We start from the raw sequence: 18,635 nt of genomic DNA on the forward strand, positions 1-18,635 counted from the left end.
ATGATAGATACAGCAACGATTTGGGATAAGTGTCTAAACGACTTACGTTATCACGTTAAAGATAATGTATTCACTATGTGGTTAAGACCATTATCAGTCTATCAGGAGGCGCAGACTCTCGTTATTCTTGCTCCAAACGATTACTTCGTTACTTATATCAAAAAAAACCACTTACACGATATTCAACAACTGGTTGCTAAGCACAGTCAAGGGAGTATTGAGGATGTGGTTGTTCGCGTTGATAACGCTGGCCGTAGTACGGACGAGAGCAGTCAGCCTCAGTCAGGTTCTTTATTTGTAGAAGAGAAGCCCTCCCCTCCTCCAACAGATCATAACTTTGAAACTATACATCATAATAATGCGAAGGCAGATATTGAAGCCAATATGCGTCATGCAGAACTGGTCGACTCAGCCGATGCTAAATCGTTGAGTTATTTGAACCCTGATTTTACTTTTGAGACCTTTGTCACTGGTAAGTCCAATAACTTGGCTTATAAGGCTTGTTATGAGCTAGGAAAGCGCCAATCTAAAAATCGTCATAATCCTTTGTTTATATATGGGCCTTCTGGTTTGGGAAAAACGCATTTAATGCACTCTGTAGAACATCGGTATTTAAAAAATAATCAAAGTTTTTATTATTTCACTTCTGAAAAATTTATTAATCAATTGGTTTATTCATTAAGAAATAATAAAATAGAAGATTTTAAAAAGAAAATAAAAAAAGTAGATTTATTAATTGTAGATGATATTCACGTATTAGCAGGAAAGACCAAAAGTAGTAATGAGTTTTTGACATTATTTGCTGACTTTACTAGTGGTAATAAGCAACTGATTTTGGCATCTGATCGTCATCCTTCACAGATGACTGAATTTGATGAACGTTTTAGATCGCGGTTTTCTTGGGGTTTGACGGTCGCGGTTGACCCACCTGAGATCGATACTCGTGTGCAAATTTTGCAGAAAAAAGCAGCGTCATATGGTATGACACTGCCTAAAGAATGTGCGTTGTTCATCGCCCAAAACGTGGTTTCTAATGTCAGACGTTTAGAGGGTGCTTTAAATCAGGTATTTGCGAATGCAAATTTGACAGGCGCACAGATTACCCTTGAGATGGTGCAATATGCGCTGAAGGATATCGTCGCGCTGCGCGTGCAAGCGGTCAATATGGACAATATTCGTAAGGTTGTTGCTGAGTACTATGATGTGACGGTCAAAGAGATCATGGGTCGTAAACGTACTCGTAGTATTGCACGGCCACGTCAAATAGCGATGGCGCTATCACGTGAGTTGACTGGTGACAGCTTTCCAGAGATTGGCCAGTCATTTGGTGGACGTGATCATACGACGGTGATGCATGCTTGTGATAAAGTGAACGAGCTGCGAGCTGCAGACCCAGCGTTTGACAAGGACTACAAGACATTAGCCCTGATGTTACAAGCTGGTTAGAAGGCCACAGCATCACTATGTTTTCGTCAATTAATATGGTTTATAATATTGAAAGTATGAGTAGAGCCATACTTTATGGATTATAGTCAGTAGACAGGGTATTATTAAGCCAGTATTTTGGATTTATAAAAAAGAATCATTCAAATAAGAGTAACTAAGCATGCAATTATCGATTAATCGAGAGTCGTTACTAAAAGCTATTAACTTGATCGCCAAGGCTGCTGATAAACGCCACAACATGGTTATTTTGGGCAATATTAAGCTGCAACTTTCTGAGTCCGAGCTGATTTTGACTGCCTCTGATCTGGAAGTAGAGCTGACATCGACATTGAAATTGCCTGCTGGTGCATGTATTGAAGCAGGCGAGACGACCTTACCAGCGACAAAACTAAAAGATATTTGTAGATCTTTACCTGCTCAGGCGCAGATTAACCTTGCTACTCAAGAAAATGAACGCTGTTTGCTTACCAGTGGTAAAAGCCGATTTACTTTAGGGACTCTTCCTAGTGAGGATTATCCAAGCTTGGGCAATCCTGAAAATATTACACCCTTAACGATTAGCCGTAATCGTCTGATTGATCTGATTCATAAGACCCAGTTTGCGATGGCAATCCAAGATGTACGTTATTATTTAACGGGTATGTTGTTTGACGTTTCACAGCAGCAATTGACGACAGTGGCAACAGATGGGCATAGATTGGCATTGGCGCGTAGCGTCATCGATGTCAGTAGCGACTTAAATATGCAGGCTATCTTGCCACGTAAAGCGGTCATTGAGCTTGAGCGCTTGGCTTCTGAGTTAGGAAAAATGCTTGGCGACAAAGATAACCCAGTCATACTCAGTTTTGGTCGTGAATTCTTACAAGTGAGCTTGCCGTTTGGTGATGTTGATAGTACAGGGCAGATAAATGATCATCTGATGGTGACTTTTACTGCGCGTCTGATCGATGGTAAATTCCCTGATTACCGCCGTGTTATGCCAAGTAACACAGATAAGTTGGCATTATTTAACCAAGAAAAAATGACCGACGTACTACGCCGTGTCGCGATTTTGAGTAATGAAAAGTCACGTGGGGTAGTGTTTAATTTTGCCAGTGACGGTATGGTAGAAGTACGTGCCAATAATGCGGAGCAAGATGAAGCCGTCGAGATGATACAAGCTAAGTATCAAGGTGAGCCGATGGAGTTGTCGTTTAACGCTGCGTATTTGCAAGATGTGCTAGGCGTTATCCAAGGTGATTTGCAAATGCATATGAGCCAATCAAATGCCTCAGTGCTGGTCAACCAGCTTAATGATGAGTTCCATCAATATGTGATTATGCCAATGCGTGTATAGTTTTTACATTCTTTTTTTAATTTTAAAAACATTATTAGCTTATGAGATAGACTTTATTTATCAGACTGTTTTGCCAATGGTTAGTAGCCCAGTTCTAACAATAAAGTCTCATCCTAAAACCTGCCTAAATGCTTTTTAGACTAAACCTTTGCCTGTTAATTCGCAGGTGATCTTAATAGGCGGCTGTCGATACTATGATTGAACGTCTACAAATATCTAACCTACGTAACTTGACCCAAGTTGATCTCCAGTCTGCTGTTTGCAATGTCATTATAGGTGCCAATGGCAGTGGTAAAACTTCACTACTTGAAGCGATATTTTTACTATCAAGAGGGAAAAGCTTTCGCCATCATCAACCCAAGCGCTATATCCAGCACCACCAAAATACTGTCACTGTGCATGCTAAACTCAATGATAGCAGTACATTGGCTATCCAAAAGCAAGCCGATGCAACAACACTGTTACGCCTTAATCAAACCACTGTCTATAACCAAAGTATCTTAACTGAACAACTGCCAACGTTGCTGATAGATCCATCCACAATGGATATGTTAGAGCAGGGAAGCGCCAGCCGTCGACAATTATTAGATTGGCTAGTGTTTCACATGAAACAAGGCTTTCATCCGCAATGGGTTGCTTATCAACGACTGCTAAAACAGCGCAATAGTTTGCTAAAAAAAACACATCACCTGACGCAGGTTCAGATTGCTGAGCTAAAGTCATGGGATAAAGGGCTTAGTAATCATGCTGCTCTTATTCATCATTATCGCGAACGAATTTTTATGGAATGGCAGCCTTATTTTGCTGAGAGTATTGCTCGGTTACTGCCTGCTTACGCTGAGCAATTAAGCTTGAGCTATAGTGCTGGGTACGATACCAATGTAGCGCTGGATGTGCAGCTTAACGAGCGCCTAGAGCAAGATTTGCAACTGGGATATACCCGTATTGGCAACCATCGAGCTGATATTCATGTACATTGGCGCTCTAATGCTTCGGCAGAATCTACAAACAGCGATTCAAAAAGTGCTACTGGGGACTCAAATAATGCTTCACAAATAGATACTATTAAGTTGCCAGTGTTAAAGGAACAAGCGGCTAATGTACTTTCTCGTGGTGAAAAAAAACTGCTGATAACTGCTTTGCGCTTATCTCAGCTGCCGTTACTACTCCATGCTGAACAAAGCGTAGATGCAGCTAGTGAGCTACTGAACGCTAGAGCCACTCCGGTGGTTCTCTTAGATGATATTACAGCAGAGCTAGATAATAGGGCTATAGAGATTTTATTGTCCACTTTGGCAAAGCTGCCTTGTCAGGTGTTTATGAGCAGCTTGACCGCCGATATCGTACCTTTGGTTAAAGAGCTATGGTCAAACCCTAATATGTTTCATGTGAAACAAGGTCAAGTTTCATCTACTCAATAGTATTATAGTTATCTATCTAACCCACCTTAATAGCCTACAATTCTCATATATCTACGATTATTCACCCTTCAGTATTAACTATCTTAGGATAGCAATCAAAAGCAATAAAACTGCCAGTAAACAGTGACTTAGAGCCAAAAAAATGCTAAAATGGGGCTTTATTTTTGTCCTATTCTCAGCAAGTTATTTTGCAGCGTTATGCAGAGGGTTTTTACTATCTGTATATTTCTAAATGATTGATAAATATACGTTTCATTTGTTTTCTTAGCTTCGATAATATTTAAAAAAGCCGAAGCTAATATCAAAAACTGATCCGCTGATTTTAAGTATTACTTAAGTCTATATAATCTCTCACGAAGTGTTGGCTAACGCTAGGTTAGCAAAGCATATACGCTGAAGGTTTCAACTTTCAAAGTTAGATCTAAGATAACGTCATTTCATCATAGTGATGAGCTAATGATAAACGGCTGATTACGGCTAGATTAAGGAATGCACATGAGTGATTCATTACCTAACGACCACGAGCAACTGATGTCTGACAGCGTTGTCGAAACGGTTGTCGAAACGACTGCACCAGCATTGACTCCAGAAGGATTACCTTCTGATTATAGCTCCAAAGATATTCGTGTCTTGCGTGGACTCGAAGCAGTGCGCGTGCGTCCTGGGATGTATATCGGTGATACTGACGATGGCACAGGCTTGCATCACATGGTCTTTGAGGTAGTGGACAACTCTATCGATGAGGCACTGGCTGGCCACTGCGACCAGATTGACATCATTATCCATGAAGATGAATCGGTCAGTGTCATGGATAATGGTCGCGGCGTACCTGTCGATATCCATCCAGAAGAGGGTGTATCTGCTGCACAAGTGATCATGACTGTACTGCATGCTGGCGGTAAGTTTGATGATAATAGCTATAAAGTCTCAGGCGGTCTCCATGGCGTCGGCGTCTCAGTGGTCAACGCTTTATCAAAAAAACTTGAGATGAATATCTGGCGTGAAGGCTATCATTACCATCAGACTTATACTGACGGGGTGCCTGATAGTGAGATACAGCAAATGGAGGCGACGGATAAAACAGGAACACAAATCCGTTTTTATCCCAGTCATGATGTGTTTACCGGTACTACCTTTGAATACGATATCTTAGCTAAGCGTCTGCGTGAGCTGTCGTTTCTAAACTCAGGCGTGCGTATTGTCTTAACGGATGAGCGTATCGATAAGCGTCACGAGTTTGAGCATAAAGGCGGTCTCTCAGAGTTCGTTAGCTACATTAATGCGGGCAAAGATGGCATTAATGAGGTCTTTCACTTTACCAGTGAGCAAGCTGAAGGCATCAGTGTCGAAGTAGCTCTACAGTGGACAGACACCTATAACGAAAAAGTACTGTGCTTTACCAACAACATCCCGCAGCGCGATGGTGGTACGCATTTATCAGGTTTCCGCTCAGCGTTGACCCGTGTCTTAAATAGCTATATGGATCGTGAAAACTTATTCAAAAAAGAGAAAGTGGTCGCAACTGGCGATGACGCTCGTGAAGGTCTAACCGCTATTGTTTCTGTTAAAGTACCAGACCCTAAGTTCTCCAGTCAGACAAAAGATAAACTGGTATCAAGTGAAGTCAGATCAGCGGTCGAATCAGCCATGCACGACAGATTTAATGATTATCTGTTAGAGAATCCAAGCGCTGGTAAGGCAATCGCGGGCAAAATCATGGACGCGGCACGAGCTCGTGACGCGGCGCGTAAAGCACGTGAGATGACACGTCGTAAAACGACACTAGACATCGCAGGTCTGCCAGGTAAGCTTGCTGACTGCCAAGAAAAAGATCCAGCATTATCAGAGCTCTATATTGTGGAGGGTGACTCTGCAGGTGGTTCAGCGAAGCAAGGTCGTAGCCGTAAGACCCAAGCTATTTTGCCACTCAAAGGTAAAATTTTAAACGTTGAGCGCGCACGTTTTGACAAGATGCTGTCTTCTGCAGAAGTGGGCAACCTAATCACTGCGCTTGGCTGCGGTATTGGTCCTGATGAGTACAATCCTGATAAGGTGCGCTATCACAAAATCATCATCATGACTGATGCGGACGTTGATGGATCGCACATTCGTACCTTGCTGTTGACCTTCTTTTTCCGTCAAACACCAGAGCTGATTGAGCGTGGCTATATTTATATCGCGCAGCCGCCGCTATATAAAGTAAAAAAAGGCCGTCAAGAGCTGTATCTAAAAGACGATGAAGCGCTTAAAGCCTATTTATTGTCGTCGACGATTGACAATACTAAGCTACATATCAGTGCGGATGCCCCTGCTATTACGGGTCAGGCACTTGAGACGCTATTGAATGACTATAACCAAACGCAGCTGATCAAAGCACGTTTGCAGATTCGTTTTCCAGCAGTGATTTTGGACGCTTTGACGCACACGCCGAAGCTTAGCACTGACATGACTTATGATAAATCTGCCATGCAAGCATGGAAAGAAGCCATGCAAACTCAGCTTGATCACTTCGGTAGTGATTTGAGCCCTGAGATTGAACTGGTTAATATCCATGCGCCGCAGCCAAAGAACATGGATGCTGCTGCCGCTGATTTATTGGGTATGAGTCCCGTCATAGAGGTGGAAGAGAGCGAAACAACTGAGAGTGACGCATTATCTGCTAAAGCACAGTGGTTACCACGTATAACTGTGTATGTGCATCAGTTGGCACATCATTATTTGCTAGATTCTAGCTTTATTAATTCAGGTGAATATAGCAAGCTATTACGCTTATCTGCTGAATGGAACACCTTACTCGAAGAAGATGCATTTATCCGTCGTGAAGCAAGTGCGGGTACGACGAGAGATATCCCAGTGCGCGACTTTGATTATCTCTGGCAGCAGATGATGCTAGATGCGCGTCGTGGTCTGGCAATCCAGCGCTACAAAGGGCTAGGGGAGATGAACGCCGATCAGCTTTGGGATACGACAATGGATCCTGAAAACCGCCGCATGCTACGTGTGACTATTGAAGATGCTATCGCTGCGGATCATATGTTTACCTGTCTAATGGGCGATCATGTCGAGCCGCGCCGTATCTTTATCGAAGAGAATGCATTGACCGTTTCTAACCTTGATATCTAAATTTTAGGTTTAAATGTTAAGTTCTAATCTTTAAGCATAAGAAGTTGTTAGTATAAAGCCATTTTGTTCGCAAGGTGGCTTTTTTGTTTCACGTGAAACGCAACAAATAAAATAGCGAGGAAAATACTATGCTAAACATAGAACAAAAGAAGTATTTGTCACAACTACCAAAGACCGCACTCATTGATTTTGTCTCTGAAGTGTATGGAGTAGATAAAATGTTAGACAAAAAGATAGAGCGTCTGCTATTACAATCAGATAAGCCCAAACTCATAAAAAAACTAACCACGACGCTCAAAGGACTCAGAAGACGAAGAAAATTTGTAGATTACTGGGAGTCTAGCGAATTTGCTACTGAGCTTCAACATTTAGCCAGTGATGTGATGAGCCTTTATCCTGAGCAACCACAACAGTGCTTGGCATTGCTTGAGTTGTTTATTGAATCAACGAATTCCAGCTTACAACGTGCTGATGATTCGAACGGTTATATTGGTGATATTTATAGAGGTTTGATTTCATCTTGGCTGACAGTTGCTAGCACTTGCTATGAGCAAGAAAAGCAGGATATACCTATGGATGAGCGCGACATACTCAGTCAGGCATGGGTGCAGAAAGTAAAAGCGTTGGCTGACGATAATGATTATGGTACTAAAGATAGTTTATTAGAAGGTATTGATCAGCTGTTATCTGAGCCTGAGATACGTGGATTGATTGCTGATTATCAACAAAAGTATGAAACTGTGTTGGCTAAAAAGGCAGATAAAGATAAGCTCACTGATGGCCAAAAAAAACCCCTATACGATGCTGACTATACTATTGCTTATGAAAAAATGAGTATTGAGCTTGCTCTTAAAGATTTAGCAAAGGCGTTGGGTGATGTGAGTTTTTTTGAAGCCATTTATCTTGAGATATATCCTGAGCGACCGCTTCATCCACGCAGATTAGAAGGCTTGCTGGAGTTTTTGGTAGGCCACAACGCTTATGATAGGGCACTCAGCTACTTAAACGAAGAGTGGCAAAGTGATGGTCTGTTAGATAAGGTAAAGCGCTTAGAGTGGTTAAATAAAATATATGAAAAACAGAATAATACCGAGGTGCAACTAAAGATACTGGGGAAGGCGTTTGAGTTACAGTCTTCTCCTGCACGTCTAAAGGCAATTATGGCTGTGGCTAAACCCGCTGAACAAGCCCATTGGCGAAAAAGAGCTTATGAATTGGCAGGGCAGCAAGAAGATATTAATATGGCGACCACATTGTTATTGGAGATTGGAGAGATTAAGCTTGCTAATAAGGTCGCTGTAGCTCGTCATACCCAGTTTGCCAATTTGCACTATAAGACCTTGACTGGCATGTTAAAAGAGTTACCAGCGGGCACTGATTTAATTCAAGTGATCATTTATCGAAGTTTACTTAATGATATTCTGGACAGTGCTCGCAGTAAAGCTTATGGTCACGCTGCTCGCTATTTCAATCGTCTAACAAAGCTTGATGCTGTGATTAGTAAAACTTCCATCCTTTACAGTGAGCTTGTGACCCATCAAGAGTATGTTATTGCGCTTAAAGATAAACATGGTAAAAAGCGTAGTTTTTGGGAAAAAGCAGAAGATTAGCATGAAGTTATGTTTCACGTGAAACTTAACTTATCCCAGTCGCACTGTATTTATTTTATGGTGAATCGACTATAACAAATTTCGATAAGCGAAAAAAAGATGATTGAAGTAGTACTATTAGCTATCGCTTTAGCAATGGATGCGTTCGCAGTAGCGATTGGACTGGGTGCCAAGTCGCAAAAACAGAGTAAGCAGTATTTGCTGCGACTGGCTATTTATGCGGCGTTATATTTTGGTATTGCACAGGGTGTAATGCCACTTATAGGTTACTTATTGGGCGCGGCACTGTTAGGTTGGCTAGCCGCTGCTGCCCCTTGGATTGGCGGCATTATTCTTATTGGCCTCGGTGGAAAGATGCTTTATGAGGTTTTGACTGGCGATGAAGAAGAAGCGGTAGACAGTGCGTTTCACCTAAAATCTGACACTGATGATGCTGCTGCCGTCATAAACAATAGCATCAATCATCGCACTATGTTTACGCTTGCGATTGCGACCAGCATTGATGCCATGGCGGCAGGGTTCACCCTTAATTTATTAGCGCTTAATGCATGGTTGGCTTGTCTGATTATCGCTTTAGTAACCGCTGGGTTCAGCTTCTTCGGTGTTTATTTAGGCGAAAAATCTGGCACATGGCTAGAGGATAAAGCAGAAGCGTTGGGCGGAATCGTGCTAGTTGTCATTGGGGTAAAAGTTATGTTTTTTAGCTAGATAACTTCTGCTAAATAACTTTAGCTTAGTAAGTATGATATCGATCCCAAAAAAAGCTGGCTATTAAAGTAGGAGTAAAAACATGTTTGAAGCTTTTTTACTCGCCATTGCTTTAACAATGGACGCGTTTGCAGTGTCAATCAGTTTGGGCGCAAAAGCCCAAAAGCAGAGTCGTGCCTATATTCTGCGCTTAGCTATTTATACGGCACTATATTTCGGTACTGCACAGGGCATTATGCCGCTCATCGGTCATATATTGGATTCTGTCCTGTTAGGTTGGTTGGCTGCTGCCGCACCCTTGATTGGTGGTATTATCCTTATATCATTGGGTGCTGTCATGCTCTATGAGTCCTTTATTGTCATGGCTCGAGAGGCTGCAAGCGATAGCAAGCAAGATACAAATACCAGCAATACTCATAAAGACATCGAAGTTAACGCCAAAGCGCTCAAGGATAAGGATGCCGCTAAAGTTATTCGTCATCGCACCATGTTGACTCTAGCCATAGGCACCAGTATCGATGCGATGGCAGCAGGATTTACTTTGAATTTGATGGCGCTCAATGCATGGCTAGTATGCTTGATTATCGCAATTGTGACGGCTATGTTTGGGTTGGTCGGGGTTTATTTAGGCTGGCGTTCAGGCACATGGCTTGAGAGTAAAGCTGAGATACTGGGCGGACTGGTATTGATAGCTATGGGAATAAAGGTCATGATTTTTTGATATAGTCGGAGCACTTTTAAACCGCTATGGTGTTACCCGCCCTAAATGTACTTAGTGTACTATCTGCGGTCGGTCGCCTTGTAGCGATTTTAAAACTCCTTGACTATACTGGGCTATGCACCATGAATATCAAAAACCATACAGCATAAAAAAACACCGCTTTGGATGCCAGAGCGGTGTTTTTGTTTCACGTGAAACCTAAATAAGTAGTATTTTTATCAATTACTCTTCGTCAGTGTCAAAACGCCATGCTAATACACGGGTATTCTTTTGACCCTGGCTCATCTCTATGATGCGCATTTGTGCGACATCGAGTTGTTTTAACAGTAATTGCAAAGGTTTAACATTCTCTGATTTGGATACGAGAGTGGTAAACCAACCAACATGCTCGGCGAAGTTTTGACTCTCTTTTATCATGTTAGTCAAAAATGCAATCTCGCCGCCCTCACTCCATAATTCTTTATGCTGACCACCGAAGTTTAGGTTTTGTGCAGCATTACCAGTCTTGGTTGAATGTCGGCTGACTTGCTCGTTTTTATTTTTACCGCGGTGCCTTTGTAAATTGTGCTGCTTACGGGTATTGGCTTCCATCGCTTCTTCTAATGAAGCATGGAATGGAGGGTTGCAAACCACCACATCGAAGTAATCTTGACGACCGATAATACCAGCAAAAAACTGCTTAGGATTGGATTGCAGTTTGACTTTAACCGTGCCTTTTAGCTTTGGATTGGCGTCACAAATCAGTGCGGCGGTATTGACCGAAATAGGGTCGATATCACTGGCGGTAAAACGCCATCCATAGCTTTGGCTACCAATAATTGGATAAATAGCACTGGCACCGGTACCAATATCTAAGGCGTGGATTTCTTTACCAGTAGGCGGGGTATTATCGGCATTCACGTGGCTGGTTTGCGCGAGCAAGTCAGCAATATAGTGAATATAATCGGCGCGACCAGGAATAGGCGGGCACAAATAGCCTTCAGGAATGTCCCAAAACTTGACACCGTAATAATGAGCCAATAGCGCCTGATTGAGTACACGTACGGCCTGATGGTCGGAGAAGTTAATCGTTGGCTCGCCATTAGGATTAGTAATCGTATGCTTGGCAAGCTCAGGTAAAGCGCGGGTCAATACGGCAAAGTCATAGCGACCTTGATGTGGGTTGCGCGGGTGTAGCTTACCGAGTTTTTTGGCGGTCTCAGGTGAGCGGTTTCTGTGTTTATTAGTGTTTGGTCTACTGGTCATAGTGTGGGGCTTTGATGTTTGGATATAACCAACCATTTTAGCAGATTTCGCGGGTAACGAATGTCTTATCGGCTACGTAAAATGAGGTTTAATCCCAATACTATCATCGCTGTACCCAATACGCGGTCGATCCAATGCTCAAAGCGTTGAAAGCGTCGATGAATTGCAGGGATGGATAGCAACATTACCACGGTACTAAACCATGCCATCTGCAAGACCATCATCCATACACCATAAATGGCCAACTGCCACAGTGGTATGCCGGGTGATAAAACTAAGGTAAATATCGCCACAAAATAGACTGGCGCTTTTGGATTAAAGACATTGCAAAAAAAGCCACGACGTAGAATGGCGAACGTTGAGTCATTATTGGTAGAGGGTTGTTTCTTAAACAGGTTCTTAGACAAGCTTTTAGCAGTAGGGCTTTGTGTTAATAGTTTTTCGTTAGCAAGTGGCAGTACTTGCTTGGCAGGCGTGGTCTGTGAAACATCCAAGCCGACATTTTCTGAGTCTGCCGCATTTGTTGAGGCTGCTAAATCTGACGGCTTTTTTGGTTTGGCTTGGATGCCTTGCCAACCGAGATAAATAAGATAGCTACCGCCCAACCACTTAATAGCGGTCAATAATGGCTGCGAATGGGCGATGACCGTCGCTAGTCCTAGCACCGAATAGATAATATGTACGGCTAAACCAAGCGTAATACCCAAACTGCAAATCAAACCAGTACGGCGACCTTTTGCTAAAGTTTGCTGTGAAACCAAGACAAAATCAGGGCCAGGGGAGGCGGCAGCGAGTAGATGGACGCTGGTGATAAGCAAAAAACCGTGCCAAAATTCCATAAAATGCTCTGAGTGAAGTCTTAATTTGGATAATAGTTGCACTTATCGCAAATCAGGTCAACTGATATTGATGGCAGCTATGAATAGCAATGCTAAAACGGTGCTTGCGTTGCAAGGGGTGTATGTCTATATTGAAAGTGAACGATGTTAAAAACACTCTACATAGATACAATCCAAAATGAATGTCTATATCTCCGTATAGCTGGAAGAAATTTTTTTGCTTGCTGTGCGCTTTGCCAGACAGAGGCTGCAAAAATTTCTTCCAGCCATACTTTATCTATTGTGGGTTAGTCTAACTATGTCACTGACCTCATAACAAGAATAAACTTTAAAAGGAAATACCATGACTACGGAAAGTAATAACAGTACAGACAAGCGCATCACTTATGAAACGGACGGCTATATCTGCTTAATCGGGCTAAATCGTGCCGATAAGCGCAACGCCTTTGACAGTCATATGATTCAGCAACTATCTGAAGCACTTACTCATTACGATAATGACGATAACCTACGTTGTGCGCTGATATTTGCCCATGGTGAGCACTTCACTGCGGGACTTGATCTGATGGAGCTGCAAGATAAATGGGACAAAGGCGCGTTTGAATTTAACGATGACGAGATTGATCCGTGGGGAATAAGTGGTAAATTACGTACTAAACCTATCGTCGTCGCGGTACAAGGCACCTGCTTTACCGCTGGGATTGAGCTGATGCTCAATAGTGATGTGGTTATCGCTAGTGATAACTGCAACTTTGCGCAAATGGAAGTGCAACGCGGTATCATGCCATTTGGGGGAGCAACGGTACGCTTCATACAGGCAGCAGGTTGGCAAAAAGCCATGCCGTATTTGCTGACTGGTAAAGCCTTTGACGCGCAAACCGCTGATAGGCTGAATCTCGTCAGTGAAGTCGTGGCAAATGGTGAGGAATACGAGCGCGCGCTGACCATCGCCCAAGAGATTTGCCAAGCCGCACCGCTTGGCGTACAAGGGCTACTATCCTCAGCGCAAGATGCCAGTCGCAATGGTGCCGCTAGCGCAATCGCCAATATTCACAGCTATCTGCCGCCTTTGTTTCATTCAGAAGATGCCCGCGAGGGTGCGATGGCAATGGTTGAAAGGCGTGCGGCTGATTTTAAGGGGCGCTAAGCAAGGACGTTAGATTTTGAGTTTATATGCATTCTAAGACTGATTGATTATAATCGCTTGGCTGTATCAATGCTCACAATGCCTACAAGGGGCGATCACTACTATGTTAGACATCATCAACATCACTGCCCCTATTTTTATCGTCATCGCGCTTGGCTACTTATCTGTACGCCTCAAAGTCATTGACCCCAAACATGCGAAAGGCATGGGTAGTCTGGTGATGAATATTGCGCTGCCCGCACTGATGTTTAACGCGATCGCTGGCACACCTTTTCGAGAGGTCATACTGCCGTACTATCTGCTTACCTACGCTTTGGGCTCGTTCATGGCTTTTATGGTTGGCATCATGCTGACCAAAGTTATTTGGCGGCAAGATAATGTCTCCGCCGCTCTCAATTCCACTGCGCTCTCGTTCTCTAACAGTGCCTTTATTGGCTTTGCTGTGATCTCCATGGTTATTGGATCTAGCAAGGCTGCCGCCTACTTATCGATGAACGTCCTCATTGAAAACCTGTTAATCCTGCCGATGCTATTTGTAATAGCCGAGATGAATCCTGCTTCAAATAAGTCGCTGGCAAGCGTGCTGCTAGGCATTGGCAAAAACTTCACTCGTAATCCGCTTATCATCGCTATCGTGGTCAGTGTGATTTTCTCTATCTTTAGTATCCCTGTACCGCAAGTGGTCGCCGGAACCGCGCAGATGCTCACTGGCGCTGCGGCACCCGTTGCCTTGTTCGTTATCGGTATGAGCCTGTATGGGCTAGAGCTAAAGGGCGATTTGCCAAAAATCACCACCGTTGGCTTAGGTAAGCTGGTGCTGCATCCGCTGCTGGTGTTGCTTGCCATAATGCTCGTACCTGGCGGTATGGTGCAAGATAAATATGTCGCGGTACTCTTTGCCTCAGCGCCAGTGTTCTCAACCATCGCTATCATCGGGCAGCACTATGGCTTGGTTGATCGTATGTCTGCTATCGTCATCGTCTCTACCGTGGGTTCGTTCTTTAGTATGAGCGCGGTACTTATTTATTGGAAGATGACGATTGGGTTTTAGAGTAGGCTTGTATCTTGCATGATTATGATAATTGAGTAAGGCTACCTTTAGTAGTTAAATAAAAGGCAGTTTTAAATCAACCGTCAAATTCCAACTCGTTCTATAATCAAATTCTTATCTAAAGCCTCATTAAAAGGATTTTCCAGTGCAAGAAATCATCGTAAAGAATGGTGACTACTATAATACCCCGTCACAAGTAACTAAAGAAGAATGGTTAAACATACTATCTGACGATAGTTTTATGACTAATAATTATAGATATGTACTGAGTATCTTTTATATAGAAACTGAACACAAAGCTACTTGTAAGTATTTAGCTGAAAAATATCATACTCACCCTACCTCAATAAGTGGATTTATCACCCAATTTAGTGCTCGAGTTCAAGAAAATTTAAATAGATTTCAGTTCATTGATGAAAATGGTTCACAAAAATTTTGGTTGGTTACTATGACTGGTCAAAAGATTACTAATGGTTTGTTTGAATGGCGGTTACGCAATGAACTCATAGAGGCGATTGACGAACTTAAATATGTTCAAAAAAGTATGCTTCAAATAAATAACTTAGAGAGACTGGTCAATTATATTAATGATGATATTTCCGACTTTTCGACTAGGTTTGTGAAAACAAGGCAACATTTAGCAGATTTGAAACGTCCGAATAGTGCAAAGCAACTGTTTGTTTATGATAGTAAGGATAGAGATTGGGCAATAAATATTGGTGGTTCTGATGAAGTGCAATATCGTATTTACCTACGCGATGGAGTAATTGGTTATGGTCTAGGGTTTAATACTCGCTATGTAGAGAATGAACGGAGACCTAATTTCGAATATATAAAACCATATATGGAAGCCTTCATTGCTTTGAAAGACAGCGATGAGATAACCAAGCTTAGAGATAGAGGGTTCCATTTAAATAAGGATGTTAAAGATATAAACGATTTTGAGAAAGGGAGATATTATTTATATGGTCGTCAGGTAAAAATGAATGATAGTTACCTCTCTTTGATTGATTATTACAGCATTATCAATGACCTCAAAGGTGAATTATTTGAAGCTTATAAAAAAGTCTACAAGTTGGCCAATAAATTAAGAATAGACAGTACCGAAGCTATGAACGAGGTTCAGCAACCCATTACCAATCCTTTACTACAAGAAATTAGTGAGCTATTACTAGCTAACAAAAACCTGATACTAACAGGCGCACCTGGAACAGGGAAAACCTATTTAGCAAAAGCGCTGGCTAAAGCTTGGGGCGCAGAGCATCAGCTTATTCAGTTTCACCCCTCTTATGACTATACTGATTTTGTCGAAGGCTTGCGACCTATTCAAAATGAAGATGGTGAAGTTGGCTTTGAACTGCGAGATGGGAGCTTTAAAAAGTTCTGCAAAGAAGCGCTGAAATATCAAAACAATCAGCAGCTAAGTAACTTTGAAGAGGTGTATCAAAGGTTTATAGATGACATATCCGAGAACACTCTAGATTTAGCAACGCCTAGTCAAGAAAGCCCATTTAGCGTTGTTGTCAATTCGCGGGATAATATTACCGTTATTCTTTCTAACGAAGCACAAAGACAAATCACTTTAACCAAATCTTTAATACAAAACTATTTAGAAACAGGAAAGTCATTACGATGGAAACCATACTTAGTTTCAGTATGCAAGTATATCGAAGACAATTACGATCTAAGAATGGCTAATACGGAAGATAAAGATAAAAAGTTCATCCTTATATTAGATGAAATAAACTGCGCCGAAATCTCCAAAGTATTGGGTGAGCTGTTTTTCTCTATTGACCCCGGCTATCGAGGTGAGAGTGGTAGAGTCACCACTCAATACGCTAATTTGCAAACTGAAGAAGACGTGTTCAAAGACGGCTTCTATATACCTGATAACGTCTATATCATTGGTACGATGAATGACATTGACCGTAGTGTGGAGTCTTTTGATTTTGCTATGCGCCGTCGTTTTGCTTGGAAAGAAATCAAAGCAGAAGATAGATTGTCTATGTGGGAAAATCAAATCGGCGATTGGGCTGAGGAAGCCAAACAGCGTTTAATCACTTTAAATAGTGCTATTGAAGATATACAAGGGTTAAGCGCTGCTTATCACGTTGGACCTGCCTATTTTTTGAAATTGGCTAACTATGACGGCGATTTCGACAAGCTGTGGACGTATCATTTAGAGTCACTATTATTTGAATATCTGCGTGGATATCCTGATGCTAATGAACAGCTAGCTATCTTAAAAAACGCCTATGACTTGGTTGAGGTTGAGGCTGATGCTAGTAACGACAGATAATACCTCACTGGCTTTAGACTCTAATACGCCAAGCGTTAATAAAGCCCTAGCCGACCTATCAACACTTGCCAATAAAAGTATTGGTGAGCTGGTAAAAGCAAACCCTGAGCTGTTGATATTTCCTGAGTTTTTTAAAGATAACGAGGACGATATCGAAAACGCCCCAATCTATGAACTAACTCTTAGTAACTCTAAAACGGTTTTAAGGACGGGTAATATCATGGGTTTTATTGGCGTACAAGATACGCAACTAAAAATCCAATCTCGTTTTGCTCAGGCCTCTGCTGTTTATGGTGACCAAGTGGATCAGGAGAAAGGCAGTGAAGAAGATTATTTCTTGCACTATATGCTACAAAAGGTATTGTGCCTTAATCTGTTTGACTTAAAGCACAGCCGTAACCAAACTAACTTGTTTGATTTCTTGGTGTACCTGTTTCCTTATTTCCTTAAAAAAGCGCTTTCGCAAGGCTTGTACAAGGAGTATCAAAAGAAAACCTATAATGATAGCAATCTTCAAGGTGCTATTGATATCAAAACGCACCTGAAACAAAACTTACCGTTTCGAGGTAAGGTCGCCTACCGTTTACGAGAGCACAGTTTTGATAATTCGATAACTCAGCTTATCCGTCATACTATTGAACTTATCAGACAAAAACCAAACTTGCGAGACATACTGCACAGCGATAGCGAAACCTTAGATTTTGTTAATCTGATTGCCCAGCATACCCCGTTATATCATGCAAGAGATAGACACACCGTCATCAATGCCAACCGCAAGCCTTTCGTCCACCCTTACTTTACTGAATATACTGGCTTGCAAAAAATCTGCCTACAAATCCTACGGCATGAAGGTCTTAAATATGCCAAAAATGACGCCAAAGCACACGGTATCCTGTTTGATGGCGCTTGGTTATGGGAGGAGTATCTGAATACGCTTCTACACCCTATCGGTTATAAGCATCCGACAAATAATAATCGAAAAGGCGGTATCAAAGTATATGCACAAAAGCTTTCGGGTAATAACGTGAGTCGTTATCCTGACTTTGTAAAAGATAGCCGCATTATTTTGGACGCCAAATATAAACGCATGAAAGAAAATCACATTAGTCGCGATGACCTGAATCAAATTCTATCTTATTTGTTTTTATATCGAGCAGATATAGGAGGCTATATTGCTCCTACAATTGATGACAATTTGGCTTTGAATATGGGCTTGTTGAATGGCTTCGGTGGTAGTATTCATAAGTTTAAGCTAGCTATTCCGCAACAGGTCACAAGTTATCAAGCCTTTAAAAAGACAATTGCTGAGAATGAAGCGAAGTTAATTGAAGCTATTCAAAATCTGTCATCTATGCAAAATAATGGTGAGCCATCTGAGGTTATTTGAGGTTCGTAATAATATAATCGTCGCCTTGGGGCGCGGTTTAGCCCTGACATGAGAGCCGTAAAAAAATTGTACTACAATTTTAGGCTCGCAAGGAAAACTCTCTTAAATGAGAGTTTTTAAAGGTTATCCTGACGGGCTAGGCAAGCTGCGGGCGTGTCGTTTTGAGATGATATCGAGGTAACAGGAACAGCTCAAACGACAACGCCCGCCTTGCCTAGACTGGCAGATAATAGCAAAAGGCAGGATTAGCTCCAAAAACTGCTTCCTCCAAACTAAGCCAACCAAACTCCACAACCACCAAA

The 18,635-nt window shown here is 42.1% G+C and carries 13 protein-coding genes; 11 read left to right on the forward strand and 2 right to left on the reverse strand.

The annotated features are described in order from the left end of the window. The 7 genes from dnaA to JMX03_RS00035 form a co-directional block, all read left to right on the forward strand. On the forward strand, positions 1–1,446 hold a 1,446-nt coding region (gene dnaA, locus JMX03_RS00005), incomplete at its 5' end, for a chromosomal replication initiator protein DnaA (RefSeq protein ID WP_201593766.1). Positions 1,447–1,606: 160 nt separating this feature from the next. Next, complete coding sequence (gene dnaN, locus JMX03_RS00010) at positions 1,607–2,782, forward strand: DNA polymerase III subunit beta (protein ID WP_201593767.1); 1,176 nt, start codon at positions 1,607–1,609, stop codon at positions 2,780–2,782. Positions 2,783–2,976: 194 nt separating this feature from the next. Next, on the forward strand, positions 2,977–4,203 hold the full coding sequence (gene recF, locus JMX03_RS00015) for a DNA replication/repair protein RecF (RefSeq protein WP_201593768.1): 1,227 nt from the start codon (positions 2,977–2,979) through the stop codon (positions 4,201–4,203). A gap of 495 nt (positions 4,204–4,698) precedes the next feature. Further along, positions 4,699–7,326 (forward strand): DNA topoisomerase (ATP-hydrolyzing) subunit B, encoded by a 2,628-nt coding sequence (gene gyrB / locus JMX03_RS00020; RefSeq protein WP_201593769.1) that lies wholly within the window; start codon positions 4,699–4,701, stop codon positions 7,324–7,326. A 128-nt stretch (positions 7,327–7,454) separates the two neighbouring features. Further along, positions 7,455–8,936: a DUF6880 family protein gene (locus JMX03_RS00025; RefSeq protein WP_201593770.1), complete on the forward strand. Its 1,482-nt coding sequence runs from the start codon at positions 7,455–7,457 to the stop codon at positions 8,934–8,936. Positions 8,937–9,035: 99 nt separating this feature from the next. Beyond that, a complete protein-coding gene (locus tag JMX03_RS00030) occupies positions 9,036–9,644 on the forward strand; it encodes a manganese efflux pump MntP (RefSeq protein WP_201593771.1) in 609 nt (202 codons plus the stop codon). Between the two features lie 82 nt (positions 9,645–9,726). Continuing rightward, entirely contained in the window at positions 9,727–10,365 is a 639-nt protein-coding gene (locus tag JMX03_RS00035; RefSeq protein ID WP_201593772.1) for a manganese efflux pump MntP, read from the forward strand. A 222-nt stretch (positions 10,366–10,587) separates the two neighbouring features. On the opposite strand, the gene rlmF is transcribed toward JMX03_RS00035, so the two are convergent. Together rlmF and JMX03_RS00045 are read right to left on the reverse strand one after the other, a co-directional pair. Further along, entirely contained in the window at positions 10,588–11,646 is a 1,059-nt protein-coding gene (rlmF, locus tag JMX03_RS00040; protein ID WP_201593773.1) for a 23S rRNA (adenine(1618)-N(6))-methyltransferase RlmF, read from the reverse strand. A 29-nt stretch (positions 11,647–11,675) separates the two neighbouring features. Further along, positions 11,676–12,449, reverse strand: a complete 774-nt coding sequence (locus JMX03_RS00045) for a LysE family translocator (protein WP_201593774.1) — start codon at positions 12,447–12,449, stop codon at positions 11,676–11,678. A 343-nt stretch (positions 12,450–12,792) separates the two neighbouring features. Between JMX03_RS00045 and JMX03_RS00050 the strand changes: the two genes are divergently transcribed. From JMX03_RS00050 to JMX03_RS00065, 4 genes are all read left to right on the forward strand, one after another. Next, positions 12,793–13,596: a crotonase/enoyl-CoA hydratase family protein gene (locus JMX03_RS00050; protein ID WP_201593775.1), complete on the forward strand. Its 804-nt coding sequence runs from the start codon at positions 12,793–12,795 to the stop codon at positions 13,594–13,596. A gap of 103 nt (positions 13,597–13,699) precedes the next feature. After that, positions 13,700–14,647, forward strand: a complete 948-nt coding sequence (locus JMX03_RS00055; RefSeq protein ID WP_201593776.1) for an AEC family transporter — start codon at positions 13,700–13,702, stop codon at positions 14,645–14,647. Positions 14,648–14,792: 145 nt separating this feature from the next. Continuing rightward, complete coding sequence (locus tag JMX03_RS00060) at positions 14,793–16,946, forward strand: McrB family protein (RefSeq protein ID WP_201593777.1); 2,154 nt, start codon at positions 14,793–14,795, stop codon at positions 16,944–16,946. Continuing rightward, positions 16,927–18,333 (forward strand): McrC family protein, encoded by a 1,407-nt coding sequence (locus JMX03_RS00065; protein WP_201593778.1) that lies wholly within the window; start codon positions 16,927–16,929, stop codon positions 18,331–18,333. The genes JMX03_RS00060 and JMX03_RS00065 overlap by 20 nt, the downstream gene beginning before the upstream one ends. Positions 18,334–18,635 lie beyond the last annotated feature (302 nt).

Origin of the sequence: Psychrobacter fulvigenes, from assembly GCF_904846155.1 — a bacterium.
GTDB classification, from domain to species: domain Bacteria; phylum Pseudomonadota; class Gammaproteobacteria; order Pseudomonadales; family Moraxellaceae; genus Psychrobacter; species Psychrobacter fulvigenes.

Excerpts from the sequence above, each read along its gene's own strand:
- dnaN (WP_201593767.1), top strand. The coding sequence starts at position 1,607 with ATGCAATTATCGATTAATCGAGAGTCGTTACTAAAAGCTATTAACTTG.
- recF (WP_201593768.1), top strand. The coding sequence starts at position 2,977 with ATGATTGAACGTCTACAAATATCTAACCTACGTAACTTGACCCAAGTT.
- gyrB (WP_201593769.1), top strand. The coding sequence starts at position 4,699 with ATGAGTGATTCATTACCTAACGACCACGAGCAACTGATGTCTGACAGC.
- JMX03_RS00025 (WP_201593770.1), top strand. The coding sequence starts at position 7,455 with ATGCTAAACATAGAACAAAAGAAGTATTTGTCACAACTACCAAAGACC.
- JMX03_RS00030 (WP_201593771.1), top strand. The coding sequence starts at position 9,036 with ATGATTGAAGTAGTACTATTAGCTATCGCTTTAGCAATGGATGCGTTC.
- JMX03_RS00035 (WP_201593772.1), top strand. The coding sequence starts at position 9,727 with ATGTTTGAAGCTTTTTTACTCGCCATTGCTTTAACAATGGACGCGTTT.
- rlmF (WP_201593773.1), bottom strand. The coding sequence starts at position 11,646 with ATGGTTGGTTATATCCAAACATCAAAGCCCCACACTATGACCAGTAGA.
- JMX03_RS00045 (WP_201593774.1), bottom strand. The coding sequence starts at position 12,449 with ATGGAATTTTGGCACGGTTTTTTGCTTATCACCAGCGTCCATCTACTC.
- JMX03_RS00050 (WP_201593775.1), top strand. The coding sequence starts at position 12,793 with ATGACTACGGAAAGTAATAACAGTACAGACAAGCGCATCACTTATGAA.
- JMX03_RS00055 (WP_201593776.1), top strand. The coding sequence starts at position 13,700 with ATGTTAGACATCATCAACATCACTGCCCCTATTTTTATCGTCATCGCG.
- JMX03_RS00065 (WP_201593778.1), top strand. The coding sequence starts at position 16,927 with ATGCTAGTAACGACAGATAATACCTCACTGGCTTTAGACTCTAATACG.